Annotated in this window: 21 protein-coding genes and 1 tRNA gene; 12 read left to right on the top strand and 10 right to left on the bottom strand. The window is 68.4% G+C overall.

From position 1 onward, the window contains the following. Positions 1–35 precede the first annotated feature (35 nt). Positions 36–878: a glucosamine-6-phosphate deaminase gene (locus KBY86_RS07030; RefSeq protein WP_255140661.1), complete on the bottom strand. Its 843-nt coding sequence runs from the start codon at positions 876–878 to the stop codon at positions 36–38. Continuing rightward, positions 836–2290, bottom strand: a complete 1455-nt coding sequence (locus KBY86_RS07025; protein WP_255140660.1) for a SpoIID/LytB domain-containing protein — start codon at positions 2288–2290, stop codon at positions 836–838. Before KBY86_RS07025 ends, KBY86_RS07030 begins: the two co-directional genes overlap by 43 nt. 113 nt (positions 2291–2403) lie before the next feature. On the opposite strand from KBY86_RS07025, the gene rnz reads away from it, so the two are divergent. Further along, positions 2404–3354: a ribonuclease Z gene (gene rnz, locus KBY86_RS07020; RefSeq protein ID WP_094512698.1), complete on the top strand. Its 951-nt coding sequence runs from the start codon at positions 2404–2406 to the stop codon at positions 3352–3354. Positions 3355–3481: 127 nt separating this feature from the next. After that, positions 3482–4003 (top strand): photosystem II cytochrome c-550, encoded by a 522-nt coding sequence (gene psbV, locus KBY86_RS07015; RefSeq protein WP_094512699.1) that lies wholly within the window; start codon positions 3482–3484, stop codon positions 4001–4003. 160 nt (positions 4004–4163) lie between these two features. On the opposite strand, the gene KBY86_RS07010 is transcribed toward psbV, so the two are convergent. The 4 genes from KBY86_RS07010 to serA all read right to left on the bottom strand — a co-directional run bounded on the left by KBY86_RS07010 (position 4164) and on the right by serA (position 7727). Next, positions 4164–4598, bottom strand: coding sequence for a hypothetical protein (locus KBY86_RS07010; protein WP_233132943.1), 435 nt, complete (start codon positions 4596–4598; stop codon positions 4164–4166). Positions 4599–4733: 135 nt separating this feature from the next. After that, on the bottom strand, positions 4734–5033 hold the full coding sequence (locus KBY86_RS07005) for a ferredoxin (protein WP_094512700.1): 300 nt from the start codon (positions 5031–5033) through the stop codon (positions 4734–4736). Positions 5034–5178: 145 nt separating this feature from the next. Continuing rightward, entirely contained in the window at positions 5179–6144 is a 966-nt protein-coding gene (gene prmA, locus KBY86_RS07000; protein WP_255140659.1) for a 50S ribosomal protein L11 methyltransferase, read from the bottom strand. Next, positions 6141–7727 (bottom strand): phosphoglycerate dehydrogenase, encoded by a 1587-nt coding sequence (gene serA, locus KBY86_RS06995; protein ID WP_094512701.1) that lies wholly within the window; start codon positions 7725–7727, stop codon positions 6141–6143. Before serA ends, prmA begins: the two co-directional genes overlap by 4 nt. 124 nt (positions 7728–7851) lie before the next feature. On the opposite strand from serA, the gene KBY86_RS06990 reads away from it, so the two are divergent. The 6 genes from KBY86_RS06990 to KBY86_RS06965 all read left to right on the top strand — a co-directional run bounded on the left by KBY86_RS06990 (position 7852) and on the right by KBY86_RS06965 (position 12072). Further along, complete coding sequence (locus KBY86_RS06990) at positions 7852–8355, top strand: hypothetical protein (RefSeq protein ID WP_094512702.1); 504 nt, start codon at positions 7852–7854, stop codon at positions 8353–8355. Then, positions 8352–9167, top strand: a complete 816-nt coding sequence (locus KBY86_RS06985) for a photosystem II S4 domain protein (protein WP_255140658.1) — start codon at positions 8352–8354, stop codon at positions 9165–9167. The genes KBY86_RS06990 and KBY86_RS06985 overlap by 4 nt, the downstream gene beginning before the upstream one ends. Positions 9168–9245: 78 nt before the next feature. After that, positions 9246–9317 (top strand) — tRNA-Val (locus tag KBY86_RS06980). Between the two features lie 18 nt (positions 9318–9335). Next, the gene (gene murD, locus KBY86_RS06975) at positions 9336–10778 is read left to right on the top strand and encodes a UDP-N-acetylmuramoyl-L-alanine--D-glutamate ligase (protein WP_255140657.1); all 1443 of its coding nucleotides are present in this window, start codon (positions 9336–9338) and stop codon (positions 10776–10778) included. Between the two features lie 35 nt (positions 10779–10813). Further along, on the top strand, positions 10814–11275 hold the full coding sequence (locus KBY86_RS06970) for an EVE domain-containing protein (RefSeq protein WP_255101096.1): 462 nt from the start codon (positions 10814–10816) through the stop codon (positions 11273–11275). After that, complete coding sequence (locus KBY86_RS06965; protein WP_255140656.1) at positions 11272–12072, top strand: hypothetical protein; 801 nt, start codon at positions 11272–11274, stop codon at positions 12070–12072. The genes KBY86_RS06970 and KBY86_RS06965 overlap by 4 nt, the downstream gene beginning before the upstream one ends. On the opposite strand, the gene KBY86_RS06960 is transcribed toward KBY86_RS06965, so the two are convergent. From KBY86_RS06960 to KBY86_RS06950, 3 genes are all read right to left on the bottom strand, one after another. Beyond that, entirely contained in the window at positions 12059–12277 is a 219-nt protein-coding gene (locus KBY86_RS06960; protein ID WP_255101154.1) for a DUF2811 domain-containing protein, read from the bottom strand. The two genes, KBY86_RS06965 and KBY86_RS06960, sit on opposite strands and share 14 nt — an antisense overlap. Positions 12278–12692: 415 nt before the next feature. Then, complete coding sequence (locus KBY86_RS06955) at positions 12693–13109, bottom strand: DUF1818 family protein (RefSeq protein WP_255140655.1); 417 nt, start codon at positions 13107–13109, stop codon at positions 12693–12695. Between the two features lie 117 nt (positions 13110–13226). Continuing rightward, positions 13227–13457 carry a DNA-directed RNA polymerase subunit omega gene (locus KBY86_RS06950; protein WP_094512708.1) on the bottom strand — a complete coding sequence of 77 codons (231 nt, stop codon included), beginning with the start codon at positions 13455–13457 and terminating at the stop codon, positions 13227–13229. Positions 13458–13567: 110 nt separating this feature from the next. Between KBY86_RS06950 and KBY86_RS06945 the strand changes: the two genes are divergently transcribed. From KBY86_RS06945 to KBY86_RS06935, 3 genes are all read left to right on the top strand, one after another. Continuing rightward, positions 13568–15163, top strand: a complete 1596-nt coding sequence (locus tag KBY86_RS06945; RefSeq protein WP_255140654.1) for an Hsp70 family protein — start codon at positions 13568–13570, stop codon at positions 15161–15163. Positions 15164–15356: 193 nt separating this feature from the next. Beyond that, positions 15357–16151: a hypothetical protein gene (locus tag KBY86_RS06940; RefSeq protein ID WP_255140653.1), complete on the top strand. Its 795-nt coding sequence runs from the start codon at positions 15357–15359 to the stop codon at positions 16149–16151. Positions 16152–16196: 45 nt separating this feature from the next. Next, the gene (locus KBY86_RS06935; protein WP_094512711.1) at positions 16197–16418 is read left to right on the top strand and encodes a ferredoxin-thioredoxin reductase variable chain; all 222 of its coding nucleotides are present in this window, start codon (positions 16197–16199) and stop codon (positions 16416–16418) included. A gap of 11 nt (positions 16419–16429) precedes the next feature. On the opposite strand, the gene pyrR is transcribed toward KBY86_RS06935, so the two are convergent. Next, on the bottom strand, positions 16430–16978 hold the full coding sequence (pyrR, locus tag KBY86_RS06930; protein ID WP_094512712.1) for a bifunctional pyr operon transcriptional regulator/uracil phosphoribosyltransferase PyrR: 549 nt from the start codon (positions 16976–16978) through the stop codon (positions 16430–16432). Positions 16979–17125: 147 nt separating this feature from the next. Here pyrR and gpmI point away from each other — a divergent pair, with 147 nt between their 5' ends. Next, positions 17126–18802: a 2,3-bisphosphoglycerate-independent phosphoglycerate mutase gene (gene gpmI / locus KBY86_RS06925; protein ID WP_399221216.1), complete on the top strand. Its 1677-nt coding sequence runs from the start codon at positions 17126–17128 to the stop codon at positions 18800–18802. Positions 18803–18832 lie beyond the last annotated feature (30 nt).

The following is an 18832-nucleotide window of genomic DNA, read 5'->3' as shown; positions in this document are numbered from 1 at the left end:
TCGCTGGCGGGGAGGTGAGCCGGCAGGTGCTGGCTTCAGCCAGTGAGCGCAGCCCGGTCGACCATCAGCCGGAGCCGCGGGTGCTGCTGAAGCCAGCTGGCCGGCAGCTGGGCGTTGGGGGGCTCCTGCAGTAGCCGTCTCAGGATCGGCCCTTTGGAAGAGCCGCTCACCACCAGCAGGATCCGCTGCGCCGCCAGGATCTCCGCCAGACCGAGCGTGATCGCCCATCGCGGCACGGCCTCTGGATCACCGCCGAACGCCGGGGCGTTCTGGGCGCGGGTGGCGGCATCGAGCTCCACCACATGACAGCGCTGGCTGGCCTCACAGGGGGGTTCGTTGAAGCCCACATGGCCGTTGTTGCCGAGCCCCAGCAGCTGGAGGCCGATGCCGCCGGCCTCCTCCAGCGCGGTGCTGTAGCGGACGGCTTCGGCCTGAGCGTCGGCGGCCAGGCCATCAGGCAGGGCCGCCTGCTCCGGAGCGAGACCAAGCGGTGCGATCAGCCGGGCCTCCATCTCAGCAGCGAAGCTGCGGGGATCGTGCCGGGGCAGGCCCACGTAGGCATCGAGGTTGAAGCTGCGCCATCCGGCCAGCAGGCGGGCCCGCTCCGCAGGCGGCAGCGCCGCGATGCGCTGCCGCAGTGCGCCGTACACCGCCACCATCGTGCGGCCCGTGGCCAGCCCCAGCGGCAGGGCCTGAGGGCGTAGCAACTGGTCGAACAGGGCCTCTGCCACCGCCTCGCTCAGTTGCTCCCCATCCGGAAACACCTCCAGCCGGTGGTGCCAACCGGGGATCGGAGCGATGGATTCAGGGCAAAGAGCGGGTAAGGCCGGTGCGCTCAGAGGCGAGCGGAACGCAGGGCCGCGTGGCGGGGACTCCATGGTGAGGAGCCTGATGCAGAGCCCGCATCCGCCGCCAGACGTGGTGTGGCGATGTCACCGTACGGACGCAGTTGGGCGCCGCGGTAGTAGTGGCGGAGAATCTCCTGGAAGCTGCTGCCTCGCTGGGCCATAGCCAGGGCCCCCCACTGGCTCATGCCCACCCCGTGGCCGAAGCCCCGTCCCACTGCCACCAGTGTGGGGTTGCGGGGAGGTAGCAGCGGCGGCGGCGCAGGCAGCGAGAGCAGCACGCCCGTGGCCGACAACCAGGTGGACGGCGGCACCTGAGGCTCAGTGAAGCTGAAGGGGGCTGCCTCGAAACGCACCAGCGTGCTCTTCAGGCCCAGCCGGCTGCGCAGCTCCGCCCCACTCACCAGAAGCTGGCCACTGGGGCCCACCACGCGGGCCTGCCGCACCCTGCCACTGGCGGTGGTGGAGAGGATGTCGATGCGCTGCACCCCGCCCAGTTCGGCGAAGGCGCGGGCCAGCAGCGGCGGCGGCAGTTCCTGGCGCCAGCGGCTCACCGGTGAGGCCTCATCGAAGTCGGCGACGCTCACCAGATAGGGCATCTGGCGCTGCCACAGATCGCCGCTGTTTTCGGTGGTGCCACCGGCACTGCTGTGGAACACCGCATTGATCAGGGCGTTCTGGTGGGTCAGCACCAATCCGCGGGTGCCGCGCACCGCCTCCCTGGTGGACGCGGTCTCCGCCTCCACCCCTTTGTAGACCTGGCTGCTGACGGTGGCCTTGAGGTCGAACGGCTGGTCGGGGCGGCGCTGGCGGAGGGCGTAGGTGCGCGCCGCCACGGCCTGGGCCCGCAAGGCCTCCAGGGGCCAGCTGGCGGGCATCTCGCTTCCCACCACGCTGGGAAGGTAGGTCTCGAGGGCGACCACATTGACCACTCGCAACGCGGAGGCGGCCGGGCGCACCACCAGCCGTCCCCGGTAGGCGCGGTTCTTCAGCTGCAGCACGGCGTCGCCACCGGGGGACTGGCCGGCATCGATCCACAGCTCCGCCAGGCTCAGCGATGCAGGCGCCGTGCCCAGCCCCCGGGGCGCCACCACCTCCACCCGCACGCCGCTGCCGGCAGGGCGCAGGGCAATGGCTCCGCCTTCGGGGAGGCGCAGCCGTTCTCGGCCGCTGGCATCAAGCAGGCGCAGGCCGCTGGCGCCGCCCACCCGTACCTCCGCCGTCTCCAGCAGCAGCACCCGCAGGCTCGGATCGGGACTGGCGCTGGCCGTCTGGGGCACCGGCCGGATGGCCGGCTGCTGGGCATGGGCCGCTGGCAGGCCGGGCAGCATCGCCCAGGCCAGCGGCATTGCCAGGCCGGCAAGGCCAAGGCGTGGCGCCAGTGAAGGTGCAGCGGACCGATGGAAGGCCTTCGGCAGCGCCGAGCGGGCGAACATCCCAGCCATGGCGACCAGCAGCGGAGCTCACAAGGGGGTCATTGTCACGACGATCCGGGCACCGCGCCAGCCCTCCGCCGGCCAGTGATCGACGTGGCAGCATGCGGCAAAGCGCAACTGGCTTGCAGGTCACTTTCCTCGGAACGAGTTCGGGCGTTCCCACCCGGGCCCGCAACGTGTCGGCCGTGGCGCTGCGGCTGCCGCAACGCGCCGAGCTGTGGCTGTTCGACTGCGGCGAAGGTACCCAGCATCAATTCCTCCGCAGTGACCTGCGGGTGTCGCAGCTGCGGCGCATCTTCATCACCCACATGCACGGCGACCACATCTTCGGGTTGCCGGGTCTGCTCGCCAGCCTGGGCATGGCTGGCAGCTGCCAGGGCATCGATCTCTACGGCCCCGACCCCCTGCGCGATTACCTCGAAGGCGTGCTGCGAACCTCATCGACGCGCATCGGCTATCCCCTGGCCAGCCATCGGGTACGCGAGGCCGCCACTGCCGGCACGGTGCTGCTCGACGATGACGATCTGATCGTGCGCTGTGCCCCGCTCACCCATCGCATCCCCGCCTACGGCTACCGGGTGGAGCAGAAGCCCCGCCCCGGGCGCTTCGATGTGCAGCAGGCCCGTGCGCTGGGCATCCCGCCCGGCCCCATCTACGCCGAGCTCAAGGCGGGTCGGAGCGTCACGCTCGAGGACGGGCGGATCATCCATGGAGAGCGGCTGTGCGGCCCGGCGCGGCCCGGGAGCACCTTCGTGTACTGCACCGACACCGTGTTCTGCGAAGCGGCGGTGGAGCTGGCGCGCGGCGCCGATCTGCTCGTGCACGAATCCACCTTTGCTCACGGGGAAGCGGAGATGGCGTTCCAACGGCAGCACTCCACCAGCACCATGGCGGCCCAGACGGCGGCCCTCGCCGGGGTGAAAACCCTGGCGCTCACCCACCTGAGCCCCCGTTACGTGCAGGGCAACACGGTCACCCCCGATGATCTGCTCGACGAGGCAAGGGCGATCTTCCCGAACACGTTGGTGGCCAAGGATTTCCTCACCCTTGAGGTCAACCCCGACGAGGGTTGAGGCACAGGCTGCGGGTTGGCCGGGCCGCTTGTGCCTGCAACAGTTCTTGATCCCGCCCCGGAGTGCCCTTCGCCCGTGATACAAGGTCTCAGGTGCGGTGTCCACCGCCAATTCGCCAGCTCCCTCCATGGCCCTTTCCCTTCCCGCCGCCCTCCGGTCGATCGCCCGCCTTCTGCTGGTGCTGCCGCTGGGATTGCTGCTGACCTTCGGAGTCTGGGTGGCTCCTCTGCAGGCCGCCCAATGGGATGCAGAAACGCTCACGGTCAGCGGCACACCGGATGGTGGCCTGGTCACCTTCAGCGAATCGGAGATCAAGAGTGGTCGCAAGTTGTTCAACGACAGCTGCGGCACCTGTCACGCCGGCGGTGTCACCAAGACGAACTACAACGTGGGCCTCGACCCGGAAACCCTGGCCCTGGCCACCCCGCCGCGCAACTCGGTCGACTCCCTCGTTGACTACATCAAGGACCCCACCTCTTACGACGGTGAATACAGCATCGCCGACGTGCACCCGAGCATGCGCAGCAGCGATGTGTTCGTCAAAATGCGCGATCTCAGCGACGACGACCTCCGCCTGATCGCCGGCTACATCCTGGTGGCCCCCAAGGTGAGCGGCACCCAGTGGGGTGGCGGCAAGGTTTACTTCTGATCCAGGCCTCTATCCGTGCCAGGCGCACGTCTGAGCCTCGCCCACCGGCAGGCTCTACCCGCCAATCAACGCCACCGCCCCCTTGCCCAGGGGGCTTTTTTTTGGCAGCGGTGCAGCACTACTGCAGGCAGTTCATGCGCCGCTGCTCCCGCGGCTCATCTCAGAGGCCTGAAAGGGAGACGGGGGGCGAGGCTGCAGGGTCGTTGGGATCCGCACTACCGGCCGAGGCGGCAGGTGGTCGCTGGCAGGCGGGATCGAGCGAGGCGGGCTGCTTGCTGTACCACCACTCCTGGAGCGCCGGCGAGAGGCGCAGCGGAAACAGCGTGATCACGGTGCGGGTGGGGCGGGAGCCCGGCTCCAGCACCTCCACCGCATAGGAGGGGCAGCGCCGCGAGGCCAGATCGGCCACAAAGCGGCGGCCGATGCGACGCCAGCTGGGTTCCTTGCTGCGCCAGGCCAGGCGGCAGCAGGGCCACGGCAACTCTTCCCGGTCGAACAGGCGGCAGCACGCTCCGATCACGCGGTAGCTGTACTGGCCCCCGGGGCTGCAATGTTCGCTGCCGTGGTCTTGGAGATTGTCGACCTGCACGGCCATCAAAAAGCCACCCCGAAGGGTGGCAGAGAAGGAGAAAGGAAACAAGCGGGGCGCCGGATAGCGATCAGTTCCGCCTGCTGGATGTGGAGAGCGCCCGACAGTGCGCCGGGCTGGCGGCGGGTAAGGCCCGTCGGCTCAATAGAGCTCTTCTTCGGCGTGGGTGGTGATGGTGACGTCGGAGGTGGGGTAGGCAACGCAGGTGAGCACGAAGCCAGCTTCGATCTGGTCGTCGTCGAGGAAGCTCTGGTCCGACTGGTCAACGGTGCCGGAGGTCAGCTTGCCGGCGCAGGTGGAGCAGGCGCCAGCGCGGCAGGAATAGGGGAGGTCAATGCCCTGCTCTTCAGCAGCATCCAGGATGTACTGATCATCGGGAACCTCGATGGTCTTGTTGAGGCCCTCGCTCTCGTTGATGAGGGTGACCTTGTAGGAAGCCATGGAAGGGAAATTTGGGGCTCACAGGCTCCTGGAGGATCCGGGCCTGTAGGACCGCACCTTCCTACATCGGACAGGGGCGATGGCGGCGGTCTTGGGGTGGGAGCCCCGGAAGCGCAATCAAAGGGTGAGCACGGATAAGCGTGATTTATATGACAAGAGGCTGTTGCTGGATCCTTATCACCCCCCAGCCGCCCTCGTCGGCGATCAGCTCGGCCAACCAGCCCAGGGAGGAGAGGGTGCTCTCCAGCGCCGGCGCCTGATCCACCAGCAGCCCGCTCAGGAACCCCACGCCAGCGGGCGCCAGCACCGACGTGAATCCCACGGCCAGCTCCGCGATCACCGGCGCCAGGATGTTGCAGAGCAGGATGTCGGCCGGTTGCCCCGCCAGCAGCTCGGCCAGGCCCTCCACCGAGCCCAGCGCCACCTGCATCAGCCCGCCAGGCCCTTCGCTGAAGCCGTTGAGACGGCCGTTCTCACGGGTGGCTCTCACCGCCAGCGGATCGTTGTCAGTGGCGGCCAGGGAGGCGGCATCCAGGCGCAGGGCGCCGAAGCCGAGGATGCCGCTGCCGCAGCCGAGATCGGCCACCCGCCGGCCCGTCAGAGCGCCGCCGGCCTGCTGCGCCAGCTGATCCAGGGCCTCCAGGCAGAGACGGGTTGTGGGGTGGCTGCCGGTGCCGAACGCACTGCCGGGATCGATGCGGATCACCAGGCGGTGGGTCTGGTCGTCGGGCACCTCCAGCCAGGCAGGCAGGATCAGCAGCCGCTCCCCCACCGGATCGGCTTGCCAGTGCTGCTTCCAGCTGAGGCTCCAGTCCTCGTCGTCCTGCAGGGCCCAGGCCAGCGGGGGCAGGGGCAGATCGAAGGTGGCCGCCAGTGGCGCCAGCGCCTCAGGCAGACGAGCGCGTTCAGGGTCGGGCCAGTCGATCGCCGGCAGCCAGGCCACGAGCTGGTGCTGGTCGGGGGTGCTGGGGTGATGGCGCACAGCCACCCGGGAGATCCCCAGGCTCTGCAGTTTCCACAGCAGCGACTCCTCCAGCTCCGGCGGAGCCGCCATCTCCAGGCGCCACCAACGGTGGTCGCTCAGCCGTGCGGCCGTGGGGTCGCCGGTCACAGCGTGACCGGGTGCGCCTCCTGGATGCCGTTGATCTTGCCGATCGAGGCGAGCAGGCTTGGCGGAATGGGGTCGTCGAGGCTGAGCACCATCACCGCGTCGCCGCGCACGATCCGACGGCCCACCTGCATCGAGGCGATGTTCACGTTGTGCTCGCCGAGCAGGGATCCGAGGTGGCCGATGATGCCGGGCATGTCCCGGTGGCGGGTGAACAGCATGTGACGGCTGGGGGCCACGTTCACCGGGAACTCATCGATCGTGGTGATGCGCAGGTCGCCATCGGCGAACACCGCCCCGGTGACGGTGTGGCTGCCCTGGGAACCGCGCGAGGTGAGCTGCAGCGAACCACCGGCGAAATCACGGCTGGAGTCGTCTTTCACCTCCAGCACGTGCAGGCCACGCCCCTTCGCCTCGAGTGAGGCGTTCACGTAGTTGATGCGGTCGCCGAGGGCGCTGGAGAGCAGCCCCTTGAGCGCGGCCACCACCAGCGGCTGGGAGGGGTGGTTGGCGAATTCGCCCTGCAGCCGCACCTCCAGCTCCTGCACCGAGCCCCCGGCCATCTGACTGAGCAGCAGGCCCAGGGTTTCGGCCAGCTGCAGGTGGGGCTTGAGTCGCTCCATCACCTCCGGGGTCATGCCGGGGATGTTCACGGCGCTGCGGGCCGGCAGGCCCAGCAGCACATCGCGGATCTGCTCGGCCACATCGATCGCCACATTTTCCTGGGCCTCTTCGGTGGAGGCGCCCAGGTGGGGCGTGAGGATCAGGCGATCGCGCACGGCCAGCAGCGGCGAATCGGGCTTCAGCGGCTCGTTCGCGTACACATCCAGCGCCGCCCCGGCGATGGTGCCGGCTTCCAGCGCAGCTGCCAGGGCGGCCTCATCCACGATGCCGCCACGGGCACAGTTCACCAGCCGGGCGGTGGGTTTCATCGAACCCAGCAGTTCGGCGTTGACCAGATTCTCCGTGTCCGGGGTGCGGGGCAGGTGCAGGCTGATGTAATCGGCTTCGGCGAACAGGGGCGCGACCGCCATCAGCCGCACCTGGAGCATCTGGGCCCGCTCGGTGGAGATGAACGGGTCGTAGGCGAGCACCTCCATGCCGAGCGCCTTGGCCACCCGGGCCACATGGGAGCCGATCTTGCCGAGGCCCACCACGCCGAGCTTCTTCTTGTAGAGCTCGTTGCCGACGTATTTCTTGCGGTCCCAGCCACCGGCCATGGTGCTGGCGTGGGCCTGGGGCACGTGCCGCGAGAGCGACAGCATCATGGCGAGCGCATGTTCTGCGGCGGCGATCGTGTTGCCTTCGGGCGAGTTCACCACCAGCACCCCCTGCCGGGTGGCGGCGGGCACATCCACGTTGTCGACACCGACACCGGCACGACCGATGATGCGGAGGCGTGGAGCTGCTGCGATCAGCTCGGCGGTCACCTGAGTGCCTGAGCGGATCATCAGAGCGTCGTAGTCGCCGATGATGCTGAGTAACTGGTCGGGCGGTAGGCCGGTGCGCACATCCACCTGGGCCACCTGGGAGAGGATGTCGATGCCCGTCTGATCGATGGGATCGGAAACCAGAACCTTTGTCATGACCCGCGACGTTGGGGAAGGAGCGGTCCGGAACGCGCCAGACACCGCAGGGGGTGAAGTGTAGTGATCCGCCGCCACAGCTCCTGCGCTCAGCAAAGAGAATCGTGCTTTGGGACACCGGGCCTTGGGATTGTGCGTGGTGGTGGTGCTGGCGGATCGCAAGAGCCTGCAACGCCTGAAGGACAAGCTGGATGGGGTCCGTCCGGCGCCAGCCACCCTGCTGACCATCGGTGAGGGGGAAACCTCGATCGACAGCGTGGAGCTGCTCAACCCGGGGCTGGCCCGCCAACGCCGTCAACGGGGGATGGTGCGCTGGCTGATGCCGTTCGGGTTCTTCGCCGGCCTCACCTTCACCTTCATGACCGATCTGCAGACCTTCGCCTTCGCCGGTCCTTACGGCGAGCCGCTGATCGGCGGCCTGCTGGGCATGGGCTCGGGCTGGATGGGAAGCTTCGCCGCCGCCGCCAGCGTCACCTCCGATCCCGACGACCGCATCCGCAGCCTGCGCAACCGCCTCGAGGAGGGCAACTGGCTGTTGCTGGTGGAGAGCGCCCCAGGCCAGGAGATTCCCTGGACCCTGATTCAGGAAACCCGGCCCAAGGCGGTGGTGCGCCTGGCGGAGCGTTGAGCGCCGTCACCCTCCCGCGCGGCGAGCTGCTGCAGGGCAGCCACGCCCCCGAACGGCTGGCAGAGCTGATTGATCACGCGGAAGAGGCCCTGCGCACCTGGCAGCCGGTGTGGAGCTCCTTCGTGACGCCACTCCTGCGTGAGGAGGCCGCGGCGCGCCTCGGCAGCCTCAGCGAGCTCACCCTTCACGCCGAAGGGGGGCACCCCGGCGCCGAGCGCTGCCGGCTGCAACTGACGCGCGCCGAGCTGGACGCCCCGCCACCAGGCACCAGCCAGGCGACGGACACCGCCCTGCCGCTGATCGGACTGACGCTGAGTGGCAACTTCCTGTTCGATTCCGCCAGCGCCGGCGATTTCCGCCGCGGGCTGCTGCAGGCGGGAGCGCAGGAGGCGGAGCTGGGGGATCTTTGGCTGCGCGGCGACCGCGGCGCCCAGCTGGTGGTCACCCCGGAACTGGCCGGGCGTTTTGATGGGGGCACCGCCCTGGTGCGCAGCGTGGAGGTGCAGCTGGAGACCACGCCCCTGGAGCGCCTCCAGCCTCCGGCCCGGCCCCAGCCCCGTCGCTTTTCCACCGTGGAGGCTTCGCTGCGGCTCGATGCGGTGGGCTCGGCCGGTTTCGGCGTCCCGCGCAGCCGCATGGCCGAGCAGATCCGCAACGGGGCGGTCCGCGTCAACTGGGACGACGTGCGCAGCCCCAGCAGGGAGCTCAGGGCCGGCGATCGGGTGCGGCTGGAGAACCGGGGAGAGCTCACCGTGCTGGAGGTGGAGCTCACCAAGCGCGACCGCTGGCGGCTGGCCCTGCTGCGCAGCTGATGCGCCTGGCTGCGGTGAGGGGGGAGAGGCCGGCTGCTAAGTTTCGGCTCCGGGTGTCGTCTTCATGACTCCCGACCCGGGCGATTAGCTCAGAGGTAGAGCACTACCTTGACACGGTAGGAGTCACTGGTTCGATTCCAGTATCGCCCACTCCTTTACGTTCTCCCGTTGACCCAACCGCTGCCGCTGCGGGAAGTTTCACCGCCCTTCGGTGCCTTCACCGTGGTGATCGGCCTGGGTCGATCCGGCGCCGGGGCGGCACGCCTGCTGCAGGCACTTGGCAGCCAGGTGCTAGTGCTGGAAAGCTCCGGCACGCCGGCGCAGTATCTCCTGGCCAACGATCTGCAGGCCGGCGGCATTGAGGTGCAGCTCGACAGCCCCCTCTCGATCGAGCTGTTCGAGGCCCTTGAGCGGCTGCCGGCCACGGTGGTGGTCAGTCCGGGCGTCCGCTGGGACCACCCCACCCTGGTGGAGCTACGTAACCGGGGCGTGCGGCTCTGCGGCGAACCGTCGGTGGCCTGGGCCGCCAGTCGCGGCATTCCCTGGATCGGGATCACCGGCACCAACGGCAAGACCACCGTCACCCATCTGGTCAGCCATCTGCTTCAGGCCGCCGGCCTCGATGCGCCGATGGCCGGCAACATGGGCACCTCAGCAGCCGAGCTGCTGCTCGAGCGCCGCCTGCGGGGCGAGGCCAACCCTGACTGGGTGGTGATGGAGCTGAGCAGCTACCAGATCGAGGCCTCCCCCGAGCTGGCCCCCGCCTTCGGCCTGTGGACCACCCTCACCCCGGACCACCTGGAGCGGCACGGCACGCTCGGCAACTACCGCGCGATCAAGCGGCGGCTGCTGGAGAACGCCACCGTGCGGCTGCTCAACGCCGATGACGCCGATCTCAGGGCCCAGGCCCCCAGCTGGGACCGGGCCGACTGGGTATCGGCCGGCCCCCGCGCCGATCTTCCCGCCGGGATCGATCCGCTGATCTGGATCGAAAACGGCAGGCTCTTCAGCCGCGAAGGCGAGCTGTTCGACGCCGCCAGCCTGGCCCTGCCAGGGCAGCACAACCGACAGAACCTGGTGCTGGCCGCCGCCGTGGGGCTCAAGCTCGGCCTGAATGCTGCCGTGATGGCCGCTGCCTTTCGCAGCTTCCCCGGGGTTCCGCACCGCCTTGAGCGGATCTGCGACCGCGCCGGGATCACCTGGTACAACGACAGCAAAGCCACCAATTACGACGCCGCCGAGGTGGCACTCAAGGCCCTGCCGGGGCCGATGGTGGTGCTGGCGGGCGGGCAGGCGAAACAGGGTGATGCCTCAGCCTGGCTCGCGGCGCTGCAACGGCAGGCGGCGGCGGTAGTGGTTTACGGCGCCGCCCGCGACCACTTCGCCGGGCTGCTGCGCAACAGCGGCTTCAGCGGCGAGGTGCGCAATGTTGAAGATCTCGGAGCCGCGGTGCAGGAGGCCAACGCCCTGGCCACGGCCTCCGAATCACCGACCGTGCTGTTATCGCCGGCCTGCGCCAGCTTTGACCAGTACAGCAGTTTTGAAGCCCGTGGCGACCACTTCCGCGCGCTTGTCTCCGCGCTGAATGCCACACCTGCCGCCATAGAGTGAGCTCCTGTTCAGCTGAGCAAGGAGCCGGCGCTGCGATGGCCTTCTGGCTGATGAAGAGCGAGCCGGACGTCTACGGAATCGAGCATCTCGCCAGCGAGGGCACCACCCTCTGGGATGGGATTCGCAATTACCAGGCGCGCAATTATATGCGCAGCATGCAGGTGGGCGATCAGGCCTTCTTCTATCACTCGAATACCAAGCCCCCCGGGATCATCGGCCTGATGGAGGTGGTCGCCACCGGGCTCACCGATCCCACCCAGTTCGATCCAACCTCCTCCTATTTCGACCCTGCCTCGAAGCCCGAGGCGCCGCGTTGGGATTGCGTACGGCTGGCTTATCGCCGCACCTTCGATCAGCTGCTGAGCCTGGATGCCCTGCGGGAATCGTTCACGCCCGAAGAGCTGATGGTGGTGCGGCGCGGCAACCGGCTTTCGATCCTGCCCGTTGCCGATGCCATCGCAGCGCGCCTGATGGCATTGCTGCTGCAGGCCCCATGACAACCGCCGGCGGGTCCATGGCCCCGCTGGCGATCGGTTCCTGCCTACGGCGGGGCTGGCGCGCCTTTGGGCAGGCGCCGTTGCGGTTCATGGGTTTCACCTTGCTGGGCGGGGTGCTCAACCTGATCGGCCAGCTGGCGCAGAACCGTGGCAGTGACGGGCTCCAGCAGGGCGGGCCGGCGGGTTATCTGTTCCTGGCTTTGGCCGGGCTGGCCGCTGGGGGGGCCAGCAACATCTGGCTGAACGTGGGGCTCCTCCGCGGTAACCAGATCGCCCTGGCGGCAGGGCAACCAAGCTTCGCCGAGCTGGCTCGCTGGGAAGGTGCGGCCGTGCTACGCCTCCTGGGCATGGCGGTGCTGATGCTGCTGGTCAACGCGCTGGTGCTGATCACCTGCGGGCTGGTGGCAGGGGTGCTGAGTCTGCTCACTCCAGTCCTGGGCATGCTGGCGCTGGTGCTGGGGGGCGCCGCCCTGCTGATCCTCAATGCCAGCCAGGTGTTTCAGCTGCCATTGTTGGTGGTGGAAGGGCTGGGGCCGGTGCGGGCCTTTCAGCGCGGCTGGTCGAGGAAGACACGCCGCTGGGCGCCGCTGTATTTGCTGACGCTGGCCCTCCATGGCCTCCAGGTGGTGATGGTGCTGCTGGTGCCCACCCCCTTCGCCGCTCTGGCGGTGCTGCTGGCGGTGGGGCTGCTGATCGGTTGGCCGGTGATGATCGGCACCCTCATGGCCGGCTACAGCGACCTGTTCGGCCAAGGCTTCGTGCAGGGCGGGATCACCCGGATGCTCAGCGAGCGCTGAAGCAGCCGTCCTCTGAGGCGTTCCAGTTGAACATGTTGCCGACGTAGCAACGGGTCACGGCGCGGCTGTTGACCCCGTTCTGCACCAGGAAGCCCGCCAGAGCGGCCTGGAACAGGCGGTACTGGTCCCAGTTGGGGTGAGCATCGATGAAGGTGCGCATCGAGCCCAGCAAGGCCTCCGGCACCTCTGCCCTGATGCTCACCACCCCGGCGGCACCATCGCTGCCCTCGGCAGCGTCAGGCGGACGAACGCGGGACGGGCAACGCGGGTAGCTGTCGACAACGGAGGCAGGATCCATCGAGGCGCGGCAGGAGGGTGGTCGTCACCCAGTTCCCCACAAGCTTCCGATGGCGTCAAATCGAGGGCAGAGGGGCTGACATTGCCCATCCCAGCGTGAGATTGCGGGCCCAGCTGCGCTCCGGGGTGGTAACGAGCGCGTTAAGGGTCGCCCTTGAAGCGATCGACGCCGCGTGTCAAGGGGAGAACCTGCGGCGGGGCGGTTCTCCACAGGTGACTGCCAGGGCAGCCGGTCCGGGCAGTCCGGCCTGTGGAAAAGCTGGGCAAAACCCGCCGCGATCCGGGGGCTGGGCTGGGAACAGGTTGCTGATCAGCAGTGCTGATCAGCCGCCCAATCCCTCCGTGGTCTCACACCCTGCCGGCTCCAGCACCAGGGGTGCCAAGGCCTGCGCCAGAGCGGCGCTGGCGGCAGGCGTCCAGCTCCCTTCCAGGCCCCGCTGCCCATCGCTGGGCGCCAGCACGAAGCGCAGCGCCCAACAGCGGCGATCGCCACAGAGGCCGAGCCACCAAGGGCCACGCTCCAGCTCCAGCTCCAGGCTCTCTTCTGCCATCAGCTGGCCCGCAATGGCGGTGTGTTGCTCGATCAGCTCGAGCAGGCCCCGGCGCAGTTCGGCCGCTTCGGCCAGGCTCAGCTCCGCTGCCCAGCCATCACCGCCGATCAACACGCCAAAGGGATGGCGGCCAGCCTCAAGAGCCAGCCGCCATCCCTCCCCCTCAGCGGCAAATCCTGCCGGGTGCATCAGGTTGCAGGGGCCGCAATTGAGAGCACTGAACCAGCCGGCACGGCCAGCTCAGGTGCAACGACCCCAGCCGGCACTCCTGAGCCAGAAACATCGGCGCTGCCAGCGGCGGATCGATCAGCCGGGCAGCAGATCGGGCTGATCCTGCTCATCGGAGAGCTCCACGATGGCCCGCTGGACTGGCTTGATCATCGAATCCTCCAGGAGCCCGTCGAAATCATCGAAACGGCGCTGCTTGGCCCGAAAGGCGATCTTCACCGTGGTGAGGTAGCGGTTGCTCGACTGACGAATCAGGCTTTCGGCACGCTGGGCCAGTTCCTTCGGGTTCACCGTGGCGCCGGAATACATAGGTCATGTTGATTTCCCTGACCTTAGGCCAGCTCGGGCGGAAGGGTCAGCCGCCAAGCGGATGCCGGCGGCCATCCGCCAAGCTGCGCGGAGCCCTTCGCCCGCTCACGATGGCGACACCTGGCACCCTGGCGATTGACCTGGGCAGCACCACCACGGTGGTGGCCTTCCAGTCCGCCGAGGGCGGCGCGCCCCAGCTCGTGGAGATCCCCCCCTACAGCTGCGCTGACCCCTGCGTGGTCCCCAGCCTGCTGTGGCTTGCCAGCGCCACAGCGGAGCAGCCGTTGATCGGGCGCCAGGTGATCGAGGCCGGCCTCGCCGGCAGTGAAGGCCCTGAGCTCTGCCGCGATTTCAAGCGCGGCATCGGCGGCTGCGCCGATGCCGGCCGCGAAGAAGGAGCCGTTGGCGCCGCCGCTGCGTCTGTGCTGTCCCCGGAGCAGGCCGGAGCGATGCTGCTGCGCCAGCTCTGGCGCCACCTGCCAGCGCAGCTGGCCCCCACCCGTCTGGTGCTCACCGCGCCGATCGACGGCTACCGCGGCTATCGGGAATGGCTGCACGCCGTCAGCCAGGACCTGGCTGTTGAGGAGGTGGCCCTGGTGGATGAGCCCACCGCTGCGGCCATCGGCGCCGGACTGCCCCCCGGCAGCCGCGTGCTGGTGGTGGATCTTGGTGGCGGCACGATCGATCTTTCGCTGGTGGCGCTCGAAGGCGGCGAGGGGCGCGCCGCGCCGGTGGCCCAGCTGCTGCGCTTCGCCGGCCGCGACCTCAGAAACAGCAGCCAGAAACTGCGCTGCGCCAGGGTCGTGGGCAAGGCGGGCGTGGCCCTCGGCGGCCGGGACATCGACCGCTGGATCGCCGCGGCGCTCTGGGCGCAGGTAAACGGCCAGGGCCCGCCACCCGGCACCTTGCTGGAAGCTGCGGAATCCCTCAAGTGCCGGCTGAGCGATAGCGCCGAGGCGTCGGTGCTGACGATGCTGCCGGGGGGCACCAGCCGCCTGCTGCAGCTGAGCCGCCAGGAACTGGAAACCACTCTTCTGGAGCAGGGATTTCTCTCTCTGCTGGAGGAGCTGCTGGAGCGGGTGCTCGCCGCCGCCAGGGCCGAGGGGCTGGCGTTGGCAGACGTGGAGGCCATCCTGCCGGTGGGGGGCAGCAGCCGGATTCCGCTCGTGCGCCGCTGGCTGCAGGAGCGATGCCCCGGTGTGCCCCTGCGCGACGAACGGCCGATCGAGGCGGTGGCCCTGGGGGCGCTGGCGCTCACCCCGGGCGTGCGGATCAAGGATGTGCTCGCCCGGGGCGTATCCCTGCGCTGCTGGGACCAGCGCAGCGGCAGCCATCGCTGGCATCCGCTGTTTGTCGAAGGGCAGAACTGGCCCACCACCCAGCCGCTGGAGCTGCTGCTCGCCTGCAGCGACGACGGCCAGGAGCAGATCGACCTGGTGCTGGGGGAGCCCCGCGACGACGAACGCTCCGAGGTGGTGTTTCGCGATGGACTGCCCCAGCTGCGGCGGCGGCCCGCAGGGGAGGCGGAGGTGCAGCCCTGGGGGCAGCAACCCGCGCCGATCAGTCTCGATACTCCCGGAAAACGTGGCAGCGATTGCCTGCGGCTCCACTTTCAGATCGATGGGCAGGGCCAGCTGGTGCTGGAAAGCGAAGACCTGAGCACGTCGCGGCGCTCACCCCCTCAGCCGCTTGGCCCCGTGCGTTGAGACCGCTCGCTTCCACTGAGACGAAGCGCTTCCGCTGGCCCCACCCGCGGTGATCAATCAGCCCACGCGTAGGCAGTGGACGACAGCGCGGCTGACCCCGCCAGGCTGAAAGCCGCGGGTCGTGTTCATAGAAAGGGAGGATTGCCTGTTCCTTGCCTTGGCCATCCGCCGCCACAGGCTTCCGCGTTTCTGGTTGGCGCTCACTCTCGGCCTGGTGGCCGCTGTGATCGGTGCGGCACGCTGGTGGGAAGGCCAACTGCCCGGCCGGCTCGAGCGGGCGGCCAGCGAGGGGCGCTACGAGGCCTGCCTCGCCTACAGCGACCAGCTGGCTTCACTCCGCTGGATGACAGGGCGCGCACCGCGCGAACAAGGCCGCTGCCGCCGTGCGCGCGCCGAGCGGCTCTGGCAGGGGCAGCGCTGGCAGGAGGCACTTCAGCTGCAACTGCTGCTGGCCAATTCCGAAGCAGGCATCCACGCTGACCGCGACCGGTTGCGCTCCTGGCAGGAAGAGCTGCGCACCAAGGCGATGGCCCGTTTCGAGGCCGGAGATCTGGAGGGGGCGATGGTGTTCCTCAAACCGATGGGCGAAGACCGCCACCCCGCGGGTGACGCGCTCGGTGACAACCTCAGGGAGTTCTGGAGCCGTAACCGCTTTCAGCAGGAGAGGGCTACCCAGTTGGTGGAGCAGAAACGCTGGTGGGAAGCGCTTGAAGCCCTCAACCGGATCGATCATCCCTGGTGGAAATCGCAGTCAGCCGTGCTGCGCAGGCAGGTGGAAACCGCCATCTCCGGTCTGAAAACCCAGGAGCAGGAGCATCACAGCCATGGCGCTACGGCAGCCAACTCCGTGCCCGTGGCCGAGCTGGATGCGGCCATCAAGGGTCTGCTCGCCCAGGGGGTCGACGACTGGTCGGCCTTCACCCGGGCCTGCCGGCAACTCGGCGGGAAGGTGGTGGAGAGCGGCCCCGAAACCACCTGTCAACGCTGAAGGGCTGCCGTGACAGGATTGCCGCCGTCCGCCACCGCATCCTTCATGAAGCCGGGAGAACAGGTCAGGGTCTGCCAGAGCGTCGTGGTGTACACCCATCCAGAGCACCGCGGTCAGCCCTTCGACCTCCAGGGACTGGAAGGTGAGGTGTTCCAGGTGCTTGACGACTGGAAAGGTCGTCCGATCAGCCCGACCCTGCCGGTGGTGGTGGCGTTCGGTCGCTATCGCGCCCATTTCCGCCCGGACGAGCTCGAGCCGGTGGCCTGAAGAGACTGGCCTCAGGGCTTGAGCAGCACCACACCATCGCGCCCATCCACGGCCGCCAGCCAGAGCTGAATCGACTCCTGGCGGCTGGTGGGCACCACCCGACCACAGAAATCAGGCTGGATCGGCAGCTCCCGGTGCCCCCGGTCCACCATCACCAGCAAACGCACCACCGCCGGCCGGCCCCAGGCGTGCAACGCCTCCAGAGCGGCGCGCACCGTCCGTCCAGTGAAGATCACATCGTCCACCAGCACCACATGGCGGCCTTCGAGCGCTGCAGGCAGCTGGGTGGCCTGCACCATGCGGGTGCCCACCCGGGCCAGGTCGTCGCGGTGGAAGGTGGGATCAAGGCTGCCCTGATCCACTGGATGACCGCAGCTGGCTTCGAGCTGGGCGGCCAGCACCCGTGCCAGTTCCACGCCGCGGGTGGGGATGCCGAGCAGCAACAGCTGGCGGCTGTCCGGCGCACTCTCCAGCACCTGGGAGGCAAGGCGATGAACCGTGCGTGTCAGATCCTGGGCGGAGAGAATCTCCACGCAATGGTCACCGATTGACGACACCATGTGGGGATCCCGGGGGTGAAATGGTAAGGGAGTCTCCTTGCGCTTATGCCCATTAGCTGACGCTTACCGGCCTGCTTTCTGTGACGAAGAGATCACACTGTAATTTTGAGGGCGATCAGCCTGTATCAGGGCTTTGCGGAAGAATCGGTGACCGACATTCCTTCCACGAGCTCCAGCTCTCGCCCGAGCGGCTCTCTCCCCCCTCCCTCCTCCGGCCCCGTGGATCACCGCTACGTGCCACCGGTGGTATTGGCCATTCTCGATGGCTGGGGATACCGCGAAGCCAGCGATAACAATGCGATCCGCGCGGCCAGTACCCCGGTGATGGATGCGCTGTGGGAGGCGTACCCCCACACGCTGATCCAGGCGAGCGGCGGCGACGTGGGCCTGCCCGACGGCCAGATGGGCAACTCGGAAGTGGGCCACCTCACCATCGGCTCCGGGCGGATCATCCGGCAGGAGCTGGTGCGGATCGGCAAAGCGGTGAAGGACGGCAGCCTTGCCGCCAATCCCGCCCTCAATGCCCTGGCCGACACCCTGCTGGTGAATGGCGGCGCACTCCACCTGATCGGCCTCTGCTCCGACGGCGGCGTGCACAGCCACATCGATCACCTGGGCGGGCTGTTGCAGTGGGCCGCAGGCCGCGGACTCAGCGACGTCTGCATCCATGTGGTCACCGACGGGCGCGACACCCCGCCCCAGAGCGCGATCGCCTTCCTCGACCGCATCGATGCCCAGATCACAGCCGCCGGCGTGGGGCGGATCAGCACGATCTGCGGCCGCTACTGGAGCATGGACCGCGACAACCGCTGGGACCGCACCGAGAAGGCCTACCGATTGCTCACCGAGGCCAGACCGGCCGACGGCCCGCTCACGGCCCAGCAGGTGGTCCTGGCGGCCTATGAGAACGGCATCAACGATGAGTTCCTTGAGCCCTACCGCCTCAGCTCCGGCCACCTGAGCCCAGGCGATGGCCTGATCTGTTTCAACTTCCGCCCCGACCGGGTGCGTCAGTTGGTGCGCGCCCTTGTGCTCGAAGACTTCAGCGGTTTCTCCCGGGAGCGCATCGAGCCTCTGCACCTGGTCACATTCACCCAGTACGAGCAAGCCCTCGACGTGGCGGTGGCCTTCCCCCCCGAGTCACTCGATGGTCTGCTCGGCCAGGTGGTCTCCGAACACGGGCTGCGCCAGTTGCGCACCGCCGAAACGGAGAAGTATCCGCACGTCACCTATTTCCTCAACGGCGGCATCGAGCAGCCCTTCAACGGCGAAGACCGCCACCTGGTGCCCTCCCCGCGGGTGGCCACCTACGACCAGGCTCCCGAGATGTCCGCCGCTGCCCTCACCGACAGCTGCATCGCCTCCATCAATAAAGGCATCTACTCCCTGGTGGTGATCAACTACGCCAATCCCGACATGGTGGGCCATACGGGGCAGATGGAGGCCACGGCCGCCGCCATCGCCACCGTGGATCATTGCGTGGGCCGACTGATGGAAGCCACCAATCGGCAGGGGGGCACCCTGCTGATCACCGCCGATCACGGCAATGCCGAAGTGATGAAAGGGGAGGACGGGCGGCCCTGGACGGCCCACACCACCAACCCGGTTCCGGTGATCCTGGTGGAAGGGGAACGGCGCAAGCTGGCTGGCCACGGCACGGATGTGCGCCTGAGGGAAGGGGGCGGCCTGGCGGACATCGCCCCCACCCTGCTGGAGATCCTTGAGCTGCCTGTGCCCGCCAACATGACGGGGACCTCCCTGATCGAGCCATCGCCACTGCTGCCCACTCCTGAGCCCTTGCGGCCACGGGCGCTGCAGGTCTGAGCCCGGCGGGCCGTCAGGGCCGTCAGCCTG

Origin of the sequence: Synechococcus sp. Lug-A (assembly GCF_024345655.1) — a bacterium.
Classification (GTDB): domain Bacteria; phylum Cyanobacteriota; class Cyanobacteriia; order PCC-6307; family Cyanobiaceae; genus MW101C3.
The sequence above is the reverse complement of the archived record's forward strand: the minus strand, read 5'-3'. Positions and strand labels throughout refer to the sequence as shown.

Bases quoted from the DNA above. Each gene is read 5' to 3' on its own strand.
- KBY86_RS07030 (WP_255140661.1), bottom strand. From the start codon at position 878: ATGGAGTCCCCGCCACGCGGCCCTGCGTTCCGCTCGCCTCTGAGCGCA.
- KBY86_RS07025 (WP_255140660.1), bottom strand. From the start codon at position 2,290: ATGGCTGGGATGTTCGCCCGCTCGGCGCTGCCGAAGGCCTTCCATCGG.
- psbV (WP_094512699.1), top strand. From the start codon at position 3,482: ATGGCCCTTTCCCTTCCCGCCGCCCTCCGGTCGATCGCCCGCCTTCTG.
- KBY86_RS07010 (WP_233132943.1), bottom strand. From the start codon at position 4,598: ATGGCCGTGCAGGTCGACAATCTCCAAGACCACGGCAGCGAACATTGC.
- KBY86_RS07005 (WP_094512700.1), bottom strand. From the start codon at position 5,033: ATGGCTTCCTACAAGGTCACCCTCATCAACGAGAGCGAGGGCCTCAAC.
- serA (WP_094512701.1), bottom strand. From the start codon at position 7,727: ATGACAAAGGTTCTGGTTTCCGATCCCATCGATCAGACGGGCATCGAC.
- KBY86_RS06970 (WP_255101096.1), top strand. From the start codon at position 10,814: ATGGCCTTCTGGCTGATGAAGAGCGAGCCGGACGTCTACGGAATCGAG.
- KBY86_RS06965 (WP_255140656.1), top strand. From the start codon at position 11,272: ATGACAACCGCCGGCGGGTCCATGGCCCCGCTGGCGATCGGTTCCTGC.
- KBY86_RS06955 (WP_255140655.1), bottom strand. From the start codon at position 13,109: ATGCACCCGGCAGGATTTGCCGCTGAGGGGGAGGGATGGCGGCTGGCT.
- KBY86_RS06950 (WP_094512708.1), bottom strand. From the start codon at position 13,457: ATGTATTCCGGCGCCACGGTGAACCCGAAGGAACTGGCCCAGCGTGCC.
- KBY86_RS06945 (WP_255140654.1), top strand. From the start codon at position 13,568: ATGGCGACACCTGGCACCCTGGCGATTGACCTGGGCAGCACCACCACG.
- KBY86_RS06935 (WP_094512711.1), top strand. From the start codon at position 16,197: ATGAAGCCGGGAGAACAGGTCAGGGTCTGCCAGAGCGTCGTGGTGTAC.
- pyrR (WP_094512712.1), bottom strand. From the start codon at position 16,978: ATGGTGTCGTCAATCGGTGACCATTGCGTGGAGATTCTCTCCGCCCAG.